The organism is Streptococcus sp. ST16, assembly GCF_046098135.1.
Classification (GTDB): domain Bacteria; phylum Bacillota; class Bacilli; order Lactobacillales; family Streptococcaceae; genus Streptococcus.
Genome location: NZ_JBJUSE010000004.1, coordinates 125,358 through 144,650, shown reverse-complemented (window position 1 = coordinate 144,650; position 19,293 = coordinate 125,358). Strand labels below are relative to the sequence as shown.

Annotated in this window: 19 protein-coding genes; all 19 read left to right on the top strand. The window is 40.1% G+C overall.

From position 1 onward, the window contains the following. The first annotated feature begins 16 nt into the window (after positions 1-16). The 19 genes from ACIY14_RS04490 to ACIY14_RS04400 all read left to right on the top strand — a co-directional run bounded on the left by ACIY14_RS04490 (position 17) and on the right by ACIY14_RS04400 (position 19,286). Positions 17-574, top strand: coding sequence for a TetR/AcrR family transcriptional regulator (locus ACIY14_RS04490; RefSeq protein ID WP_409001681.1), 558 nt, complete (start codon positions 17-19; stop codon positions 572-574). 18 nt (positions 575-592) lie between these two features. Further along, positions 593-1,060: a deoxycytidylate deaminase gene (locus ACIY14_RS04485; RefSeq protein WP_409001680.1), complete on the top strand. Its 468-nt coding sequence runs from the start codon at positions 593-595 to the stop codon at positions 1,058-1,060. Positions 1,061-1,148: 88 nt separating this feature from the next. Next, a complete protein-coding gene (upp, locus tag ACIY14_RS04480) occupies positions 1,149-1,778 on the top strand; it encodes a uracil phosphoribosyltransferase (protein ID WP_000515972.1) in 630 nt (209 codons plus the stop codon). A 173-nt stretch (positions 1,779-1,951) separates the two neighbouring features. Further along, entirely contained in the window at positions 1,952-2,542 is a 591-nt protein-coding gene (gene clpP / locus ACIY14_RS04475) for an ATP-dependent Clp protease proteolytic subunit ClpP (protein ID WP_061416422.1), read from the top strand. 75 nt (positions 2,543-2,617) lie between these two features. Beyond that, positions 2,618-2,887 (top strand): YlbG family protein, encoded by a 270-nt coding sequence (locus tag ACIY14_RS04470; protein ID WP_409001679.1) that lies wholly within the window; start codon positions 2,618-2,620, stop codon positions 2,885-2,887. 83 nt (positions 2,888-2,970) lie between these two features. Next, positions 2,971-4,152 carry an ABC transporter substrate-binding protein gene (locus ACIY14_RS04465; protein ID WP_409001678.1) on the top strand — a complete coding sequence of 394 codons (1,182 nt, stop codon included), beginning with the start codon at positions 2,971-2,973 and terminating at the stop codon, positions 4,150-4,152. A 90-nt stretch (positions 4,153-4,242) separates the two neighbouring features. Beyond that, a complete protein-coding gene (locus ACIY14_RS04460; protein ID WP_409001723.1) occupies positions 4,243-5,172 on the top strand; it encodes a branched-chain amino acid ABC transporter permease in 930 nt (309 codons plus the stop codon). A 3-nt stretch (positions 5,173-5,175) separates the two neighbouring features. Then, positions 5,176-6,129 (top strand): branched-chain amino acid ABC transporter permease, encoded by a 954-nt coding sequence (locus tag ACIY14_RS04455; protein WP_409001677.1) that lies wholly within the window; start codon positions 5,176-5,178, stop codon positions 6,127-6,129. Further along, positions 6,129-6,893 (top strand): ABC transporter ATP-binding protein, encoded by a 765-nt coding sequence (locus tag ACIY14_RS04450; protein ID WP_409001676.1) that lies wholly within the window; start codon positions 6,129-6,131, stop codon positions 6,891-6,893. Before ACIY14_RS04455 ends, ACIY14_RS04450 begins: the two co-directional genes overlap by 1 nt. Then, positions 6,893-7,603: an ABC transporter ATP-binding protein gene (locus ACIY14_RS04445; RefSeq protein ID WP_409001675.1), complete on the top strand. Its 711-nt coding sequence runs from the start codon at positions 6,893-6,895 to the stop codon at positions 7,601-7,603. Before ACIY14_RS04450 ends, ACIY14_RS04445 begins: the two co-directional genes overlap by 1 nt. A gap of 353 nt (positions 7,604-7,956) precedes the next feature. Then, positions 7,957-9,735 (top strand): phosphotransferase, encoded by a 1,779-nt coding sequence (locus tag ACIY14_RS04440; protein ID WP_409001674.1) that lies wholly within the window; start codon positions 7,957-7,959, stop codon positions 9,733-9,735. A 1-nt stretch (position 9,736) separates the two neighbouring features. Beyond that, positions 9,737-9,922, top strand: coding sequence for a hypothetical protein (locus ACIY14_RS04435; protein WP_093586637.1), 186 nt, complete (start codon positions 9,737-9,739; stop codon positions 9,920-9,922). A gap of 1 nt (position 9,923) precedes the next feature. Continuing rightward, on the top strand, positions 9,924-11,351 hold the full coding sequence (locus ACIY14_RS04430) for a cytosine permease (RefSeq protein WP_409001672.1): 1,428 nt from the start codon (positions 9,924-9,926) through the stop codon (positions 11,349-11,351). 477 nt (positions 11,352-11,828) lie between these two features. After that, positions 11,829-13,256: a cytosine permease gene (locus ACIY14_RS04425; RefSeq protein WP_409001671.1), complete on the top strand. Its 1,428-nt coding sequence runs from the start codon at positions 11,829-11,831 to the stop codon at positions 13,254-13,256. A 133-nt stretch (positions 13,257-13,389) separates the two neighbouring features. Continuing rightward, positions 13,390-14,046 carry a CBS domain-containing protein gene (locus ACIY14_RS04420; RefSeq protein WP_000268646.1) on the top strand — a complete coding sequence of 219 codons (657 nt, stop codon included), beginning with the start codon at positions 13,390-13,392 and terminating at the stop codon, positions 14,044-14,046. A gap of 110 nt (positions 14,047-14,156) precedes the next feature. Then, a protein-coding gene (gene prfB, locus ACIY14_RS04415; RefSeq protein ID WP_142357240.1) for a peptide chain release factor 2 occupies positions 14,157-15,252 on the top strand; the annotation gives its coding sequence in 2 pieces (ribosomal slippage) (positions 14,157-14,228 and positions 14,230-15,252; 1,095 coding nt in all). Positions 15,253-15,269: 17 nt separating this feature from the next. Then, positions 15,270-15,962 carry a cell division ATP-binding protein FtsE gene (ftsE, locus tag ACIY14_RS04410; RefSeq protein WP_000022273.1) on the top strand — a complete coding sequence of 231 codons (693 nt, stop codon included), beginning with the start codon at positions 15,270-15,272 and terminating at the stop codon, positions 15,960-15,962. After that, on the top strand, positions 15,955-16,881 hold the full coding sequence (gene ftsX / locus ACIY14_RS04405; protein ID WP_409001670.1) for a permease-like cell division protein FtsX: 927 nt from the start codon (positions 15,955-15,957) through the stop codon (positions 16,879-16,881). The genes ftsE and ftsX overlap by 8 nt, the downstream gene beginning before the upstream one ends. Positions 16,882-17,099: 218 nt before the next feature. Further along, positions 17,100-19,286, top strand: coding sequence for a PTS transporter subunit IIBC (locus ACIY14_RS04400; RefSeq protein WP_409001669.1), 2,187 nt, complete (start codon positions 17,100-17,102; stop codon positions 19,284-19,286). The last annotated feature ends 7 nt before the right edge of the window (positions 19,287-19,293 follow it).

Here is a 19,293-nt window from a genome sequence, read left to right as displayed (position 1 = left end):
GTAGAAAGAAATTGTTATGTCTGAACGTAAAATATCTGAAAAATCTCTTGAGAATCTCAGAAAATCAAATCAAGAATCCAATTTTTTAACCAGAGAAGCGATTGAGACTGCTCTTTTGCAACTACTGGAGAAAAAGGACATGGCCAAGATTAGCATTTCGGAGCTGGTTAAACGTGCGGGCGTCTCTCGTGCCGCCTTCTATCGTAACTATGACTCCAAAGAAGAGATTTTGGAAAGTGTCTTTAAACGCAGTGTCCATAACATTATGGGACAGTTGAGCCACTACGATGTCAAAACAGACCTTTATCTAGTCTGGGTACACCTTTTCCGAGCAGCCAAGAAAGAAGCCAAGGTTATCCAACTCGCTCTGGACTACCACTTGGAAAAGATTTTTGTCCAAGCTATGCAGGAATTTCTGGAAAAATACCATGGAAAGTCAAAAGGTGTCAGCAGCTACCTTCATTCCTTTTGGAGCTCTGCCATCGTATCGGTTCTGCTCAAATGGATCAAGGATGGCATGAAGATTCCAGCTGAAAAGATTGCCGATTTACGCTTGCCATTTTTCAAAAAATAGGGGATAAGGAGAAGACTTATGACAGAAAAAAGACTGGCTTGGGATGAGTACTTTGCAGCCCAGGCTTTACTGATTGCTAATCGTTCGACCTGTAAACGTGCCAAGGTGGGAGCTGTACTAGTCAAGGATAATAAGGTCATTTCAACAGGCTACAATGGTTCCGTATCAGGAACGGAGCACTGTATTGACAACGAATGTTTGGTCATTGAAGGACACTGTGTTCGAACCCTTCACGCGGAGGTCAACGCCATCTTGCAAGGGGCTGAACGAGGGGTTCCAAGAGGATTTACAGCCTATGTGACCCATTTCCCGTGTCTGAACTGCACCAAACAACTGCTACAAGTTGGTTGCAAGCGCGTGGTTTACATCAACCAGTACCGAATGGATGACTATGCCCAGTACCTTTATCACGAAAAAGGCACTGAATTAACACATTTACCATTAGAGACTGTTCAGACAGCTCTCCAAGAGGCAGATTTGATTTAAAAATTAATAAAAATAAATGGTTTAGAAAGCTTTTTAAACCGTTTTTTGATATAATAAGAAGAATAAATTGAAAGAAGGAACTCAGAAAATGGGAAAAATTGAAGTCATTAATCATCCACTCATTCAACACAAATTGTCAATCTTGCGTCGTACAGACACTTCTACAAAAGCTTTTCGTGAGCTAGTAGATGAGATTGCAATGTTGATGGGATATGAAGTACTTCGTGATCTTCCACTTGAAGACGTTGAAATTGAAACACCTATCACAAAGACCGTTCAAAAACAATTGGCTGGTAAAAAATTGGCGATTGTCCCAATTTTGCGTGCAGGTATCGGGATGGTAGATGGTCTCTTGAATCTGGTTCCAGCAGCAAAAGTTGGACACATCGGTATGTACCGTGATGAAGAAACCCTTCAACCAGTTGAATACTTGGTGAAATTGCCTGAGGATATTGACCAACGTCAAATCTTTGTCGTTGATCCAATGTTGGCAACAGGTGGCTCAGCAATCTTGGCAGTAGATTCCCTTAAAAAACGTGGCGCTTCAAATATCAAGTTTGTCTGCCTAGTATCTGCTCCAGAAGGTGTGAAAGCTCTTCAAGAAGCGCACCCAGATGTAGAAATCTTTACAGCAGCCTTGGATGAACGCTTGAACGAACACGGTTATATCGTTCCAGGTCTTGGAGATGCTGGAGACCGCTTGTTCGGTACTAAATAAAATCCCAAAGTAAATAGTGAAACTAGAAGTTCGTTTTTGACTTGAAAGGAGGTTGAGTTTTTGTTTCTGTTTAGAGAATAGAGCAAAAATTTGACCTTTTTTGACCAAAAAGATATAATAGTTCTGTATTGAGTCGTAAGACTAAGAAAATTCAACATTAAAAGGAGAAATGAATGATTCCTGTAGTTATTGAACAAACAAGCCGTGGAGAACGTTCCTATGACATTTACTCTCGTCTTCTGAAAGACCGCATCATCATGCTAACAGGTCCAGTTGAAGACAACATGGCCAACTCGGTTATCGCACAATTACTTTTCTTGGATGCCCAAGACAGCACAAAAGATATTTACCTTTATGTCAACACACCTGGAGGATCTGTTTCAGCTGGTTTGGCAATCGTTGATACCATGAACTTTATCAAGGCAGATGTCCAAACAATCGTTATGGGAATGGCTGCATCCATGGGGACTGTCATCGCATCAAGTGGAGCAAAAGGCAAACGTTTCATGCTTCCAAATGCAGAGTACATGATTCACCAACCAATGGGTGGTACAGGTGGTGGTACCCAACAAACCGATATGGCAATCGCTGCAGAGCACTTACTTAAAACTCGTAAGACTTTGGAGCAAATCCTTGCAGATAACTCTGGTAAATCAGTTGAGCAAATTCATGCAGATGCAGAACGTGATTACTGGATGAGCGCTCAAGAAACACTTGAGTATGGCTTCATTGATGAAATCATGACCAACAATTCGTTAAGCTAACCAAAAAAGCAAACTCGACGGAGTTTGCTTTTTTTGATATAATTAGGAAAAGATTTCTTAGAAAGAGGATTTATCATGTTTGAAAAGGTCAATCGCTCAGGGCTAATCATCTATCTTTATTATAATCGGGATGCAAAAAAAATTCAGGAATACGGTGATATCTACTACCATTCAAAAAAACACCGTTACTTGCAACTCTATGTTCCAACTGAGGAGTTAGATGACTTAGTTGAGAGATTAGGTAAGGAAAGATTTATCAAGAAAATTAGACGTTGCCATATTCAAGAGTTAGAGACACCCTTTGTTGGCAATCTCTATCGTAACGAAGAAAACGCAATCATTTAATAGAATGCGTTTTTTATGTTGACAATTTTCAGATAATTCTGTATATTAGTAGGTATTACATTATTCGCAATAAGGAGACGATTATGATAAAAAAACTTGCTCTAGGGGCTTTTTCTTTGTTCTGCCTGATGAGCTTGGCAGCTTGTGGCCAGTCGCCTGATGTTACTGCCAATGCCAAAGGAAACAAAATAGGAGAAGAGACCATCAAAATTGGTGTTAACATGGAGCTTTCAGGGGCAGTAGCAGCTTATGGTACTGCTGAGTACAATGGAATTAAGCTTGCCGTTAAGGAAATCAATGCCAATGGCGGTGTTGATGGCAAGATGATTGAACTAGTTGCCAAGGATAACAAATCTGAAATTGCTGAAGCTTCCACTACAGCTACAAACCTTGCTGTTCAAAGTCAAGTGACTACCATTATTGGACCAGCGACTTCAGGTGCAACCGCAGCTTCTAGTCTAGAATCTCAAAAAACAGGTGTTCCTCTTTTAACACCTTCTGGAACACAAGATGACTTGACAGTCAATAAAGATGGTTCGACGAAAGAGTTTGTCTTTAGAACAACATTTAAAGATAGCTTCCAAGGTCAAGTCTTGGCTCAGTTTGCAGCTGAAAATATGAATGCGAAGAAGGTTGTCCTCTATTATGATAACTCTTCAGACTATGCACAAGGTATCGCTGCAGAATTCAAACGCAAATACAAAGGGGAAATCGTTGCTGAATCTACCTTTATCGCAGGAGATAAAGACTACAAAGCAGCCTTGACTCGTTTCAAAGACTTGGACTTCGATGCCATTGTTATGCCTGGTTACTATACGGAGACAGGTATCATTACAAAGCAAGCGCGTGAGATGGGCATCAATAAACCAATTCTCGGGCCGGATGGCTTTAGTGATGAAACATTCGTGAAATTGTCTGATAAGAAAAATGCGACAGATGTTTACTTTGTATCAGGATACTCATCAAAAGTGAACTTAAATGATAAGGCTGCAGCCTTTATCGAGAACTATAAGAAAGAATACAATGATGTTCCTAATATGTTTGCAGCCCTTGCCTATGATTCAGTTTACATGGTAGCAGAGGCTTCAAAGGGAGCTTCAGATTCTACAGAGGTTGCCAAAAATCTTGGGAATTTGAAAAACTTTGAAGGGGTCACCGGTGTAATGTCCATTGATGGGCAACACAATCCAATCAAGTCAGCCCTAATGGTTCGTCTTGAAAATGGTGCAGAGGACTCTGCTACACCAGTTGAGGTGAAAGACTAGATTCGAGGGAGATTCTATTATTCATCCTCTTCATTGATATAAGAGAATGACTAGAAATTATAGAAAGTTTGGTAGTATATGTCAAATCAGATTTTACATCAGCTTGTAAACGCCTTGGTATCGGGGAGCATCTTTGCTCTCCTTGCTTTAGGATATACCATGGTTTACGGGATTATTAAATTAATTAACTTTGCGCATGGGGATATCTTCATGCTAGGAGCTTTCATGGGGTATTTCCTCTTTAACAATTTCAATATTGCTCCTTATTTAACCTTTATTCCATCAGCAGAATGGCGTTTTTATATCGCTCTCTTGGTAATTATCGCGGTAACGATGGTTGTGACTGCGACAGTTGGAATGTTGATTGAATTTTTAGCCTATCGTCCGATTCGAAATGCTTCAAGAATTTCGGCCTTGATCACAGCGATTGGTGTATCATTCTTCTTGCAATATGGAATGGTCTTCCTCTTTGGAGCGCAACCACGTTCTTATCCCGAAGAAGCCCTTGTGGTTAAACCTCTACAAATTGGTTCAATGACCTTTGATTTTATCACTAATGCAGAGTTTATCATTTTTATCGTTGCAATCGTTCTGATGTTTGTCCTCCAATATGTCGTGAAACACACAAAAATGGGAAAAGCCATGCGTGCTGTTTCAGTGGATAGCGATGCTGCCCAATTGATGGGGGTTAATGTAAACTCAACTATTAGCTTTACCTTTGCTTTGGGCTCAGCTCTTGCAGGTGCTGCAGGTGTCTTGATTCCACTTTCTCAACCATCTATCGAGCCCTTGATGGGGATGGTTCCAGGTATCAAAGCCTTTGTCGCGGCCGTTTTAGGTGGTATTGGAATTATTCCAGGTGCAACCTTGGGAGGATTCTTGATTGGTGGAGTCGAAACCATAACAGTTGCCCTTGGTTTTTCAAACTTCCGTGATGCCATTGTTTATATTGTATTGATTTTGATTCTCTTGATCCGTCCAGCCGGTATCCTTGGCAAAAATGTGAAAGAAAAGGTGTAAGCGATGAAGAAAAATTTAAAAGTAAATTTAATTTGGCTTGCGCTAATCGTGGCTCTCTTTGCCCTTTTAAAGCTAGCTGAAGTAATAGGTCTAATGAACATGTATTATGTTCGCATTTTGATTGGTATTGGAATCGCTGTTCTCATGGGATTAGGAACCAACCTTGTTCTTGGATTTACAGGACAGTTCACCCTTGGACAAGCTGGTTTTATGGCTATCGGTGCTTACGCCACTGCAATCATGACAACCAAAACTCCGACCTATGATAGTTTTTACTTATCTATTGTAGTAGGTGTGATTCTAGCAGCTATTGTTGCCATTATCTTTGGTTTGCCAACTCTTCGTTTAAAAGGGGACTATCTGGCAATTGCAACGCTTGGGATGGCAGAAATCATCCGCAAACTGATTGAGAACGGTGGTGAATTAACCAACGGTCCAGCTGGTATGACCAACATCCTTCCTTATGTCAGTTGGGAAGCTATCTTTGTCATTGTTGTTGTCATTACCATTCTTGTTCTGAACTTCCTTATTTCCTCAACAGGTCGTCAAGCCATCACTATTCGTGAAGACGAAATTGCGGCTGAGGCCATGGGAGTGAATGTGACCAAGATGAAAGTCATGATTTTCGTCATTGGTGCCATGATTTCCGCCGTAGCGGGTTCTATCTATGCAAGCTATATCGGTGTTGTAGTTCCAAACAACTTCCGTTTGATGAACTCTATTGACTACCTTATTATCGCGGTTCTAGGTGGACTTGGTTCCATTACAGGAACCATCATTGCGGCGGTAGTCCTCGGAATTTTGAATATGTACCTCCAAAACTTTGCTGAATTGCGGATGATCATTTACGCTTTGGCTCTAGTCCTTGTGATGCTTTTCCGTTCCGAAGGCTTGCTTGGAACCAAAGAATTGTATCTTTCAAAATTCTTTAACAAGAAAAAGGAGGAGACAAACTAATGGCATTACTTGAAGTTAAAAATTTAACAAAACACTTCGGTGGACTAACTGCAGTTAGTGATGTGACCATGGAACTGAACGAAGGTGAATTGGTTGGTTTGATTGGACCAAATGGTGCTGGAAAAACAACACTTTTTAACCTTCTAACAGGTGTCTATGTTCCTTCGGAAGGAACTGTAACCTTGGATGGACACGTGTTAAACAACAAGGCTCCATACAAGATTGCTTCCTTAGGTCTCTCTCGTACCTTCCAAAATATCCGTCTCTTTAAAGATATGACCGTTTTGGAAAATGTCCTAATCGGGATGGCCAACCATCAACCTTCTCATCTTTTGGCTTCTCTATTCCGTCTTCCTGCTTACTATAAGAGTGAGAAACAATTGAAGCAAAAGGCTATGGAACTTTTGTCTATCTTCCATTTGGAAGGTGAGGCAGATACTTTAGCAAAAAACTTAGCCTATGGACAACAACGCCACTTAGAAATTGTCCGCGCCTTGGCAACAGAACCGAAAATCCTTTTCTTGGATGAACCAGCTGCTGGGATGAACCCTCAAGAAACAGCTGAATTAACAGATTTAATCCGTCAGATTAAAAATGACTTTGGAATCACCATTATCCTCATCGAGCATGATATGAACTTGGTTATGGATGTGACTGAGCGAATCTATGTATTGGAATACGGCCGCTTGATTGCCCATGGAACTCCAGAAGAAATCAAGAATAATAAACGCGTAATTGAAGCTTACTTAGGAGGTGAAGCCTAATGTCCTTACTGAAAGTTGAAAACTTATCCATCTCCTATGGAGCTATCGAAGCCGTCAAGGATATCTCTTTCGAAGTAAACGAGGGGGAAGTAGTTACCTTAATTGGCGCCAATGGTGCTGGAAAAACGTCTACCCTTCGCGCTATCTCAGGTTTGGAGAAAGTAACTTCTGGCAAAATCATTTATAAAGAGCAAGAAATCCAGAAACTTCCAGCTCGCAAGATTGTAGCAGAAGGCTTGTCACAAGTTCCAGAAGGTCGTCATGTCTTTCCAGGGATGACAGTTCTGGAAAATCTTGAGATGGGAGCATTCTTGAGTACTGACAAAGATAAAAACTTGCTTAATCTCAAGAAGGTATTTTCACGTTTCCCTCGCCTAGAAGAACGTAAGAACCAAGATGCAGCAACTCTTTCAGGTGGAGAGCAACAGATGCTGGCTATGGGGCGTGCACTTATGTCCATGCCTAAACTTCTCTTGTTGGATGAACCATCTATGGGGCTCGCTCCTATCTTTATCCAAGAGATTTTTGACATTATCCAAGAGATCCAGAAACAAGGAACAACCGTTCTCTTGGTTGAACAAAATGCCAATAAGGCACTAGCCATCTCTAACCGTGCTTATGTACTTGAAACAGGTAAGATTGTCCTATCAGGAACAGGAAAAGAACTCGCAGCATCAGATGAAGTCAGAAAAGCATACCTTGGTGGCTAAACCAATCCAGTGGATTGTTTTAGTCGGTGGATGAGAGTTGCGGAAGCAATTCCCCTATAGTCCGAGGGACCTTTTTAGTCGGCAGATAAGGATTGCATAAGCAATCTTCATATAGTATGGGAGACTAGTTTAGGTTGCAGATGGAGATTGCGCAAGCAATCATCCAATTCAGTGGATTATTTTGTAGATGAATTTGAAGAGCTCCAAATTTGGGGCTCTTTCTTCGTTTTGTCACTATTTTGATGGACCTGATTTGAGCACCCGTTTTCTTGATATAGAATTTAACTTGACAAAAGCATGTGTTCATCATATAATTAAATAAATAAAAATATTGAACAAAAGAGGCTGAAGATATGCTATCAGAAAAACAATTTAAACTTTTACGTTTTTTGTTGACTCACAAAGACGAAAGCTTTACGCAGAGACAATTGGCTGAACAGCTAGACATCTCTTTGGGGACGGTGAATAACCTTCTTAAGGAATGTAAAGAAAAGAAGTGGATCGGTGAGGGAAATCACTTAACTGACCTAGGTGAGGAGGCTTTAACTCCGTATCAGGTGAAGAATGCCATTATCATGGCTGCAGGTATGAGTAGCCGCTTTGCTCCTCTATCTTATGAGCTGCCTAAAGGATTGCTTCAAGTCAAAGGTGAGCGTTTGATTGAGAGAGAAATCAAGCAGTTACAAGAAGCTGGGATAGAGGATATTACAGTTATTGTAGGCTATCTGCAAGAAAAAATGTTCTATCTGGCAGAAAAGTTTGGCGTTAAAATCGTTGTGAATAATGATTACTACAAGTACAACAACTGTTCTTCTCTCATGCTAGTCAGAGACCAACTTTCTAACACTTACATTTGCTCGTCGGATAATTATTTTGTGGAAAATCCGTTTGAACGATACATTTACAGGGGTTATTATTCGACTATATTTGCAGAAGGAGACACAGACGAATACTGCTCTAAGGAAGACTCTAATCACACGATTATTGATGTTCAAATCGGTGGGACGAATACTTGGGCTATGGTGGGGCACGTTTATTTTGATCGTGCATTTAGTGAAAAATTCGTAGATATTTTAGAAACTGAATTTAAACATGAACCATATCGCGAACAGCTCTGGGAAGATTACTATAGTCGCCACGTCAAGGAGCTTCCTTTGGAAGCTCGGCATTATTCAGCAGATATTGTTAAGGAGTTTGATTCACTAGATGAGTTGCGTCAGTTTGATGAACACTATTTGGTGAATACGAATTCGGAAATCATTGATAATATCTGTAAGACATTAGGATGTATAGCTTCAGATATTGTCAATATCAAACCTCTAAAAGATGGTCTAACTAACACTTCGTTTTCATTTGACTGCCTAGGAAAGAAATATGTTTACCGTCATCCAGGTAGAGGAACGGAGAATTATATCGATCGTGCTAGTGAAGCGGCTTCCATGGAAATTGCTGCAAAATTGAAGATTGACCGTACTTTTGTTGCCATGAACAAGGATGAGGGCTGGAAAATTTCAGAATTTATCCCTAATGCCAAGCAACTAGATTATGATAATTGGGATGATGTAGCAAAAGCAATGGAGCTCTTGAGACGCTTGCACCAATCTGGAGAAAAAACGGATCATTCCTTTGATCAATTTGAGGGGATTGATGATTTTAGACAAAAATTAAAGGCCAGCAATCGTTTTGAATTTGATGGGCTTGAAGAGTTGGATAAGAATGTCTCAGTTCTCGAGAAGTTTTTACAAGAAGATCAAGCGAAAAAGGTTCTCTGCCATGGAGATTCTTATAGCCCGAATTTCTTGTTGAATGAAGCTGGAGAAATGAGCTTGATTGATTGGGAATATTCTGGTATGGGAGATCCAGCAGGAGATTTAGGAACCTTTATTGGATGTTCAAATTATACAGTAGAAGAAGCTGAAAAGGTACTTGAAATCTATCTACAAGAAGTTCCAGACAAGAAAACCAAACGTCATTATTTTGCCTATGTATCAGTGACTTCATATTATTGGTTTTTGTGGGCCCTGTTCCAAGAAAGTGTTGGAAAACCAGTAGGTGAATTTCTTTATATCTGGTATCGTTATACCAAGCAGTATGGAAAACTTGCATTAGATTTGTACTTAGAGGAGAATTGAGATGAAACCGACATCAGAAATTGAAGAATTAGTGGCAAATGAAACGAAAAGAAGGCTAGAAGAAATGGAATCACCAAACTATGTGTTTGCTCAGCCATTTTTAAAAAGTGATTTTACTATAGTCATCGTCTTAGTTCTAATTAACCTTATTCTGATTATTCTAGCCATGACAGGAGGTATTCAATAGGATGTCTAAGATGAATGACTTTATTCAACAGGAGACGATAACGGGAATTGTTCCCATGACCAACAAGGATCGTCAGTATTCTTTCTGGGATCTCTTCCTGTCGACAAGTGGTTTTGCCATTGCAACTTGGTGTTATACCCAAGGAGCCTATGTGGCTCAATATTTGACCTTTAATCAAATGTTGATTAATATTTTTAGCTTTAATATTATCTGGGTCTTTATTGAATGTCTCCCAATCTTGTTTGCGGTTAAATATGGAATTGATTTATGGATTTGGTTGAGGGCTGTCTTAGGAAAAAAAGGGGTAGCCTTGCTATCAACCATTATTAGCTTGGCTAACTTTGGCTGGTACGCCGTTGCGGCCAATCTTTTTGCCAATTCTATGATCCACTTGGGAAATAATTTTGGACTTGGTTTAGACAAGGAAGTATGGGCACCGATTTTAGGTACTCTCTGTGTTCTTCTTGGAACGTTGATTGCTCTTGGAGGTCCAGAAGTAATCAAATGGACCAATCGATTCTTGGTCATCGCCCTGTTGATTGTCGGTCTGATTATCGTTGGAATTTGCTTTGTGGCCGTTCCTATTACTGACATTATGAACATTCAACCGGCTACCCAAGGAGATTTAACTCCATTAGAACGCTTCATGCTTTCTGGGGAAGGAAATGTAGCCTTTGCTTTCTCTTGGTCTACACAGGCATTGGTTTTACCGCGTTTGGCAAAATCAGAACGCAGTGGTTATTGGGCTACAGCCTTATCATACGGAGTTGTGGCTCCATTCTTCGTTGCGACTGGTGGAGTGATGGCTCTAGCCATGTTTGTCAAAACAGGTGTCTATGAAAGTGATCCAACAACGATGCTATCAACTCTAAGCACTCCAGCCTTTGCACTCTTAAGTCTACTACTAGTAGCCTTTGCCAATATTGGAACCCAAGGGACAGGATCATACGTGAACTGTATGATTGTAAAAAGTGGGATGCCAAAAGTAAGCTACAAACTAATGGTTTGGATTGCCATGGTTTACGTGAGCCTACTCACCATCTGGGGAGGAGTAGAAGAGTACTTCGGTTCCTTCATCTCACTAGCCGCTTATATTCAGGGACCAATTATCGGAATGATCGTTGTTGACTACTTTATCTTAAGAAAACGAAAACTCGATTTGCGTTCAGCCTATTTCCTTGAGGGACATAAAGCTTATGAGTTTACAAATGGTTTTAACTTGGTGGGATTATCTTGTGTAATCATTTCTTTATTAGTTGCGGTACTATTTGTTTATAACCCTGTAACTGCACAAATTCAAAGTTCAATCTTTTTAATCACAACTGGTAGTGGCTTTACTGCGATATTTGGTGGTTTATTGTATTGGCTAGCTAGCTTAACTCCGTTAAAACGCTATATGATCAAGGATCGAGATTCCGTTACGATTTAAGGATAGAGGATTGATTAGAAATATTCGAGTATGCCCCCTGCTGGAGGCTTTAGAAAATCTTTATTGATACGGTAGAATAGGCTGAACAGGTACTTGAAATCTCTTTAGAAGAAGTTCCAGATGTGAAAACGAAATACAGCTATCTAGCTCAGGCGTTTGGGGCATCATACTATTACTCCTTTGTGAGGATTATTTCAGGAGAGTGTCTGTAAATCTATTAGGTGAGTTTTTCGATATTTGGTACCAATATAGTGGGCAGTATGGTCAACTAAAATTAATTTTTAGTCGGAGGACTGACAATATGAAAATTGGTATTGAACTTGAACAATTAGTTGTAGGTGAAACTAAAAAATGAAAGCCTTAATCTATGTGTATTTATCTCCCCTTTCTTAAAAGTTTATTTTACATAAGTAATTGATATGATTCTAGTCAATCATATTCTGATCATCTTAGCCATTACAGGAGGTATTCAATAAAATGTCCAAGATGAATGACTTCATTCAACAGGAGACGATAACGGGAATCGTTCCCATGACCAACAAGGATCGTCAGTATTCTTTCTGGGATCTCTTCTTATCGACAAGTGGTTTTGCCATTGCTACTTGGTGTTATACCCAAGGAGCTTATGTGGCTCAATATTTGACCTTTAATCAAATGTTAATAAATATTTTTAGCTTTAACATTATCTGGGTCTTTATTGAGTGTCTCCCAATTCTGTTTGCGGTTAAATATGGAATTGATTTGTGGATTTGGTTGAGAGCTGTCCTAGGTAGAAAAGGGGTAGCTGTTCTATCAACTGTGATTAGTCTGGCAAATTTTGGTTGGTACGCTGTTACCGCCAATCTTTTTGCCAGCTCCATGATTCATTTGGGAAATAATTTTGGACTTGGTTTAGATAAGGGAGTATGGGCACCGATTCTAGGCACTCTCTGTGTTCTCCTTGGAACTCTGATTGCTCTTGGGGGTCCAGAGGTGATTAAAGGCACTAATCGCTTTCTAGTGGTAGCCTTGTTATTTGTTGGGCTAATCATCGTTGGAATCTGTTTTGTTGCGGTTCCGATTAGGGATATTATGAATGTCCAACCTGCCATTCAAGAAAATTTGACACCGATTGAACGTTTTATGATGTCGGGAGAAGGAAATGTGGCTGTAGCCTTTTCTTGGTCTACACAAGCCTTTGTCTTGCCACGTTTGGCAAAATCAGAACGTAGTGGCTATTGGGCTACAGCTTTGTCATACGGGGTTGTTGCGCCATTCTTTGCTGCGACAGGTGGGGTGATGGCTTTGGCCATGTTTGTCAAAACAGGTGTTTATGAAAGTGACCCAACGACAATGCTTTCAACTCTAAGCACTCCAGCCTTTGCACTCTTAAGTCTACTACTGGTAGCTTTTGCTAATATTGGAACCCAGGGTACAGGATCGTACGTGAACTGTATGATTGTAAAAAGTGGTATGCCCAAAGTAAGCTATAAACTAATGGTTTGGATTGCCATGATTTATGTGAGCCTACTCACCATCTGGGGAGGAGTGGATGAATACTTCGGTTCCTTCATCTCTCTGGCTGCCTATATTCAAGGCCCCATTATCGGAATGATTGTTGTTGACTACTTTATCTTAAGAAAACGAAAACTTGATTTGCGTTCAGCCTATTTCCTTGAAGGACATGACGCCTATGAGTTTACAAATGGTTTTAACTTGGTGGGATTATCTTGTGTAATCATTTCCTTATTAGTTACGGTATTATTTGTTTACAACCCTATAACAAAGCATATCCAGAGTCCTATGTTTTTGCTCACAACTGGTAGTGGCTTTACTGCGATCTTTGGTGGTCTATTGTACTTGGGAGCTAGCTTAACTCCGTTAAAACGCTATATGATCAAGGATCGAGATTCCGTTACGATTTAAGTTTAAGAGAGAAGGCTGTTTCTCTCTTTTTTTGTGATTGAATGTTACAAAATTTTGAAAAAGAGATGAAAGCGTTTGATAGATTTTCTAAGAAAGTGTATAATAAAAGTAGCAATATAGAAGGAGAAGTCCCATGGCAGTTAAAGATTTTATGACCCGTAAGGTAGTTTATATCAGTCCTGATACGACTGTAGCACACGCAGCGGATTTGATGCGCGAGCAAGGTTTGCACCGTTTACCTGTTATCGAAAATGATCAATTAGTAGGATTGGTAACAGAAGGAACCATTGCGGAAGCCAGCCCATCTAAAGCAACAAGTCTCTCAATCTATGAGATGAATTACCTTCTGAATAAAACCAAAGTAAAAGATGTAATGATTCGAGATGTCGTGACTGTTTCTGGCTATGCTAGTCTAGAAGATGCGACCTATCTGATGCTGAAAAATAAGATTGGAATTTTACCAGTCGTAGACAATCATCAAGTCTACGGTGTAATTACAGACCGCGATGTTTTTCAAGCTTTCTTGGAAATTGCCGGATACGGAGAAGAGGGGATTCGTGTTCGTTTTATTACAGAAAACGAAGTCGGAGTGCTGGGGAAAATTGTAGCTCTAATCGTAGAAGAAAATCTAAATATCTCGCACACAGTTAATATTCCGCGTAAGGATGGCAAAGTCGTCATCGAAGTTCAAATTGATGGAAAAATCGATTTGACTTCATTAAAGGATAAGTTTGAAAAAGAAGGAATTCAAGTGGAGGAGATCACTCATACCTCTGCCAAAGTCCTTTAAACCAGAGGCTTTAGGGCCTCTTTTTTTCTGCCACAAAAAGCGGTGAAAAGCAAAATATGGAAAGAAATGAGAGATTATGGTATAATAAAACGATATGAAAAGGAGTATCTATGGACATTTCAGAAATTCGTCAAAAAATTGACGCAAATCGTGAAAAATTAGCTTCTTTCAGGGGGTCTCTTTGACCTCGAAGGCTTAGAGGAAGAGATTGCCATCTTGGAAAACAAGATGACAGAACCTGATTTTTGGAACGATAATATCGCGGCCCAAAAAACGTCGCAAGAATTAAATGAATTAAAAAACACCTACAACACCTTCCGTAAGATGGAAGAGTTGCAGGATGAAGTTGAAATTTTATTGGACTTTTTAGCAGAAGACGAGTCAGTCCATGATGAACTGGTCGAACAGTTGACAGAACTGGATAAGATGATGACAAGTTACGAAATGACGCTTCTCTTGTCAGAACCTTATGACCATAATAATGCAATTTTGGAGATTCATCCAGGATCCGGTGGTACTGAGGCTCAGGACTGGGGGGATATGTTGCTCCGTATGTATACTCGTTATGGAAATGCCAAAGGTTTTAAAGTAGAAGTCTTGGATTACCAAGCAGGTGATGAAGCAGGTATCAAGTCTGTGACCTTGTCTTTTGAAGGACCGAATGCATACGGACTACTTAAATCAGAAATGGGTGTTCACCGTTTGGTCCGTATTTCGCCATTTGATTCTGCCAAACGTCGCCATACATCATTTACATCCGTAGAGGTTATGCCTGAGTTGGATGATACCATCGAAGTGGAGATTCGTGAAGATGATATCAAAATGGATACCTTCCGTTCAGGTGGTGCTGGAGGACAAAACGTCAATAAGGTGTCAACAGGTGTGCGTTTGACACACATTCCTACGGGAACTGTCGTCCAGTCAACGGTCGATCGTACCCAGTATGGAAATAGAGATCGTGCCATGAAGATGTTGCAGGCTAAGCTCTATCAAATGGAGCAAGAAAAGAAAGCTGCGGAAGTTGATTCCCTCAAAGGTGAGAAAAAAGAAATCACATGGGGAAGTCAGATTCGTTCTTATGTCTTCACACCTTATACTATGGTAAAAGATCACCGTACAAGCTTTGAAGTTTCCCAAGTAGATAAGGTCATGGATGGAGACCTTGATGGTTTCATCGATGCCTACCTCAAGTGGCGAATTAGCTAAGAAAGAAAGGAACTCATATGTCAATCATTGAAATGAGAGATGTTGTCAAAAAGTATGACAATGGAACGACTGCCCTGCGTGGTGTCTCTGTCACCATTGAACCAGGAGAGTTTGCCTATATCGTAGGACCTTCTGGTGCAGGTAAATCAACCTTTATTCGAGCTTTATACCGAGAAGTAAAGATCGAAAAAGGAAGCCTAACAGTTGCAGGCTTTAATCTAGTTAAAATCAAGAAGAAAGATATCCCGCTTCTACGTCGTAGTGTTGGGGTTGTCTTTCAAGATTACAAACTCTTGCCTAAGAAAACGGTTTATGAGAATATTGCCTACGCAATGGAAGTTATCGGAGAGAATCGCCGTAACATCAAAAAACGTGTTATGGAAGTATTGGACCTGGTTGGTTTGAAACATAAGGTTCGCTCTTTCCCTAATGAACTCTCAGGTGGAGAACAGCAACGGATTGCGATTGCCCGTGCGATTGTCAACAATCCTAAAGTATTGATTGCTGATGAACCAACAGGAAACTTGGATCCAGATAATTCGTGGGAAATTATGAATCTGTTGGAACGCATCAATCTTCAAGGTACAACTGTTTTGATGGCGACCCACAACAGCCAAATCGTAAATACCTTGCGCCACCGTGTCATTGCCATTGAAAATGGCCGTGTCGTTCGTGACGAAGCTAAAGGAGAATATGGATACGATGATTAGTAGATTTTTTCGCCATTTATTTGAATCATTAAAAAGTTTAAAACGGAATGGCTGGATGACAGTAGCAGCAGTAAGTTCGGTTATGATTACCTTGACACTCGTTGCTCTGTTTGCATCTGTAATTTTTAATACAGCAAAACTGGCTACTGATATTGAAAACAACGTTCGGGTCATGGTTTACATTCGTAAGGATGTGGCAGATAACAGTGAAACGATTGAAAAAGAAGGTCAGACAGTTACCAATAATGACTATCACAAGGTCTATGATGCTTTGAAAGCTATGCCTGCTGTAAAAAGCGTCACCTTCTCAAGTAAAGAAGAGCAATACCAAAAACTGACGGAAACAATGGGTGACGATTGGAAAGTCTTTGAAGGGGATGCAAATCCTCTCTATGATGCCTATATCGTTGATACAAATACTCCGAGTGATGTTAAAACAGTAGCTGAAGAAGCGAAGAAAATTGAGGGAGTGTCGGAAGTTCAAGATGGTGGAGCCAACACTCAACGACTTTTTGAACTGGCTTCCTTTATCCGTGTTTGGGGATTGGTTATTGCAGGGCTCTTGATTTTTATCGCAGTCTTCCTCATTTCCAATACCATCCGTATTACCATTATTTCACGTAGTCGTGAGATTCAGATCATGCGTCTTGTTGGAGCGAGAAATGGTTATATCCGTGGCCCATTCTTGCTAGAAGGTGCATTTATTGGCTTGCTTGGCGCAGCGATTCCTTCAGTTCTTGTATTCTTTGTTTACAATATCGTTTATCAATCGGTCAATAAATCCTTGGTAGGTCAAAACTTATCAATGATTACACCAGATGTGTTTGTCCCTTTGATAACAGTTCTACTATTTGTAATCGGAATTTTCATTGGTTCAATTGGTTCAGGAATTTCGATGCGTCGGTTCTTGAAAATTTAATTGGATATAAATGCAAATTACAGAACAAATCAGAAAAATAATATATTTTTAAAAGAGAAGTTTTCGTAAACTTCTCTTTTTCCTTCTAAAAATTAAAAAAAGTAGACAATTTTTTTATAAAAGCCTTTACAAAAAAAAATAAAGTGGTATAATTGAGTTATAAATAAGTGCAAACGTTTTCGTAAAACGTTTGCCTAAATAAAATAAAGGAGATTTGAATGATGAAAGCTACATTCAAAAATGTCTTGTCTTTCGAATTTTGGCAAAAATTCGGTAAGGCATTGATGGTGGTTATCGCTGTTATGCCAGCGGCTGGATTGATGATTTCAATCGGTAAGTCGCTTGCATTGATTGACCCAAATCTTGCCCCACTTGTTATTACAGGTGGAATTCTTGAGCAAATCGGTTGGGGAGTTATCGGTAACCTTCATATTTTGTTTGCTCTTGCTATCGGTGGTAGCTGGGCTAAAGAACGTGCAGGCGGTGCTTTTGCAGCAGGACTTGCCTTTATCTTAATCAACCGTATCACTGGTACTATCTTTGGAGTTACAAGTGATATGCTGAAAAACCCTGAGGCTATGGTCACTACTCTCTTTGGAGGCTCAATCAAAGTTTCTGATTACTTCATCAGTGTTCTTGAAGCACCAGCATTGAACATGGGTGTTTTTGTAGGGATTATCTCTGGTTTTGTAGGGGCAACTGCCTTTAACAAATACTACAACTACCGTAAACTTCCTGATGCGCTTTCATTCTTCAATGGGAAACGCTTCGTACCATTCGTTGTCATCCTTCGTTCAGCTATTGCAGCAATTGTACTTGCAGCTTTCTGGCCAGTTGTTCAAACAGGTATCAACAACTTTGGTATCTGGATTGCCAATTCACAAGAAACAGCACCTGTTCTTGCACCATTCTTGTATGGTACTTTGGAACGTTTGCTCTTGCCATTTGGTCTTCACCACATGTTGACTATCCCAATGAACTATACAGCTCTTGGTGGTACTTATGACATTTTAACTGGTGCAGCTAAAGGTACTCAAGTATTCGGTCAAGACCCACTATGGCTTGCATGGGTAACAGACCTTGTAAACCTTAAAGGTACTGATGCTAGTCAATACCAACACTTGTTAGATACTGTTCACCCAGCTCGTTTCAAAGTTGGTCAAATGATCGGTTCATTCGGTATCTTGATGGGTGTCATCGTTGCTATCTACCGTAATGTTGAAGCAGACAAGAAACACCAATACAAAGGAATGATGATTGCAACAGCTCTTGCAACTTTCTTGACAGGGGTTACTGAACCAATCGAATACATGTTCATGTTTGTTGCAACACCTCTTTATCTTGTATATTCTGTTGTTCAAGGTGCTGCCTTCGCTATGGCTGATATTGTTCACCTTCGTGTGCACTCATTCGGTTCAATTGAATTCTTGACTCGTACTCCGCTAGCTATCAACGCTGGTCTTGGTATGGATATCATTAACTTTATCTGGGTAACTGTCCTCTTTGCAGTCATCATGTACTTCATTGCCAACTTCATGATTAAGAAATTCAACTATGCAACTCCAGGACGTAACGGAAACTATGAAACTGCTGAAGGAGCATCAGAAGATGCAGCTCCAGGAGAAACAAAAGTTGCAGCAGCTTCTCAAGCTGTAAATATCATTAACCTTCTTGGTGGTCGTGCAAACATCGTAGATGTAGATGCATGTATGACTCGTCTTCGTGTAACTGTTAAGGATGCAGATCGTGTTGGTACTGAGGAACAATGGAAAGCAGAAGGCGCTATGGGTCTTGTCATGAAAGGACAAGGTGTCCAAGCTATCTACGGACCAAAAGCTGACGTATTGAAATCTGATATCCAAGATATCCTTGACTCAGGTGAAGTAATTCCTGAAACTCTTCCAAGCCAAATGACAGAAGCTCAAAAAAATACTGTACATTTTAAAGGTGTAACTGAGGAAGTTTACTCAGTAGCTGACGGTCAAGTTATTGCCTTGGAACAAGTGAAAGATCCAGTCTTTGCTCAAAAAATGATGGGTGATGGTTTTGCAGTAGAACCAGCAAATGGAAACATTGTATCTCCAGTTACAGGTACTGTATCAAGTATCTTCCCAACAAAACATGCACTTGGACTTGTTACTGAATCAGGTCTTGAAGTACTTGTTCATATTGGTTTGGATACTGTAAGCCTTGAAGGAAAACCATTTACTGTTCACGTTTCTGAAGGACAAAAGGTTGCAGCAGGTGATCTTCTTGTTACAGCTGACTTGGATGCTATCCGTGCAGCAGGTCGTGAAACATCAACAGTGGTTGTCTTTACAAATGGTGATGCTATCAAATCAGTTAAATTAGAACAAACAGGTTCTCTTGCAGCTAAAACAGCAGTTGCTAAAGTAGAATTGTAATATACTC

What these genes read in the sequence shown, in the direction of transcription:
- ACIY14_RS04490 (WP_409001681.1), top strand. Translation starts at nt 17, where the DNA reads ATGTCTGAACGTAAAATATCTGAAAAATCTCTTGAGAATCTCAGAAAA.
- ACIY14_RS04485 (WP_409001680.1), top strand. Translation starts at nt 593, where the DNA reads ATGACAGAAAAAAGACTGGCTTGGGATGAGTACTTTGCAGCCCAGGCT.
- upp (WP_000515972.1), top strand. Translation starts at nt 1,149, where the DNA reads ATGGGAAAAATTGAAGTCATTAATCATCCACTCATTCAACACAAATTG.
- clpP (WP_061416422.1), top strand. Translation starts at nt 1,952, where the DNA reads ATGATTCCTGTAGTTATTGAACAAACAAGCCGTGGAGAACGTTCCTAT.
- ACIY14_RS04470 (WP_409001679.1), top strand. Translation starts at nt 2,618, where the DNA reads ATGTTTGAAAAGGTCAATCGCTCAGGGCTAATCATCTATCTTTATTAT.
- ACIY14_RS04465 (WP_409001678.1), top strand. Translation starts at nt 2,971, where the DNA reads ATGATAAAAAAACTTGCTCTAGGGGCTTTTTCTTTGTTCTGCCTGATG.
- ACIY14_RS04455 (WP_409001677.1), top strand. Translation starts at nt 5,176, where the DNA reads ATGAAGAAAAATTTAAAAGTAAATTTAATTTGGCTTGCGCTAATCGTG.
- ACIY14_RS04450 (WP_409001676.1), top strand. Translation starts at nt 6,129, where the DNA reads ATGGCATTACTTGAAGTTAAAAATTTAACAAAACACTTCGGTGGACTA.
- ACIY14_RS04445 (WP_409001675.1), top strand. Translation starts at nt 6,893, where the DNA reads ATGTCCTTACTGAAAGTTGAAAACTTATCCATCTCCTATGGAGCTATC.
- ACIY14_RS04440 (WP_409001674.1), top strand. Translation starts at nt 7,957, where the DNA reads ATGCTATCAGAAAAACAATTTAAACTTTTACGTTTTTTGTTGACTCAC.
- ACIY14_RS04435 (WP_093586637.1), top strand. Translation starts at nt 9,737, where the DNA reads ATGAAACCGACATCAGAAATTGAAGAATTAGTGGCAAATGAAACGAAA.
- ACIY14_RS04430 (WP_409001672.1), top strand. Translation starts at nt 9,924, where the DNA reads ATGTCTAAGATGAATGACTTTATTCAACAGGAGACGATAACGGGAATT.
- ACIY14_RS04425 (WP_409001671.1), top strand. Translation starts at nt 11,829, where the DNA reads ATGTCCAAGATGAATGACTTCATTCAACAGGAGACGATAACGGGAATC.
- ACIY14_RS04420 (WP_000268646.1), top strand. Translation starts at nt 13,390, where the DNA reads ATGGCAGTTAAAGATTTTATGACCCGTAAGGTAGTTTATATCAGTCCT.
- ftsE (WP_000022273.1), top strand. Translation starts at nt 15,270, where the DNA reads ATGTCAATCATTGAAATGAGAGATGTTGTCAAAAAGTATGACAATGGA.
- ftsX (WP_409001670.1), top strand. Translation starts at nt 15,955, where the DNA reads ATGATTAGTAGATTTTTTCGCCATTTATTTGAATCATTAAAAAGTTTA.
- ACIY14_RS04400 (WP_409001669.1), top strand. Translation starts at nt 17,100, where the DNA reads ATGATGAAAGCTACATTCAAAAATGTCTTGTCTTTCGAATTTTGGCAA.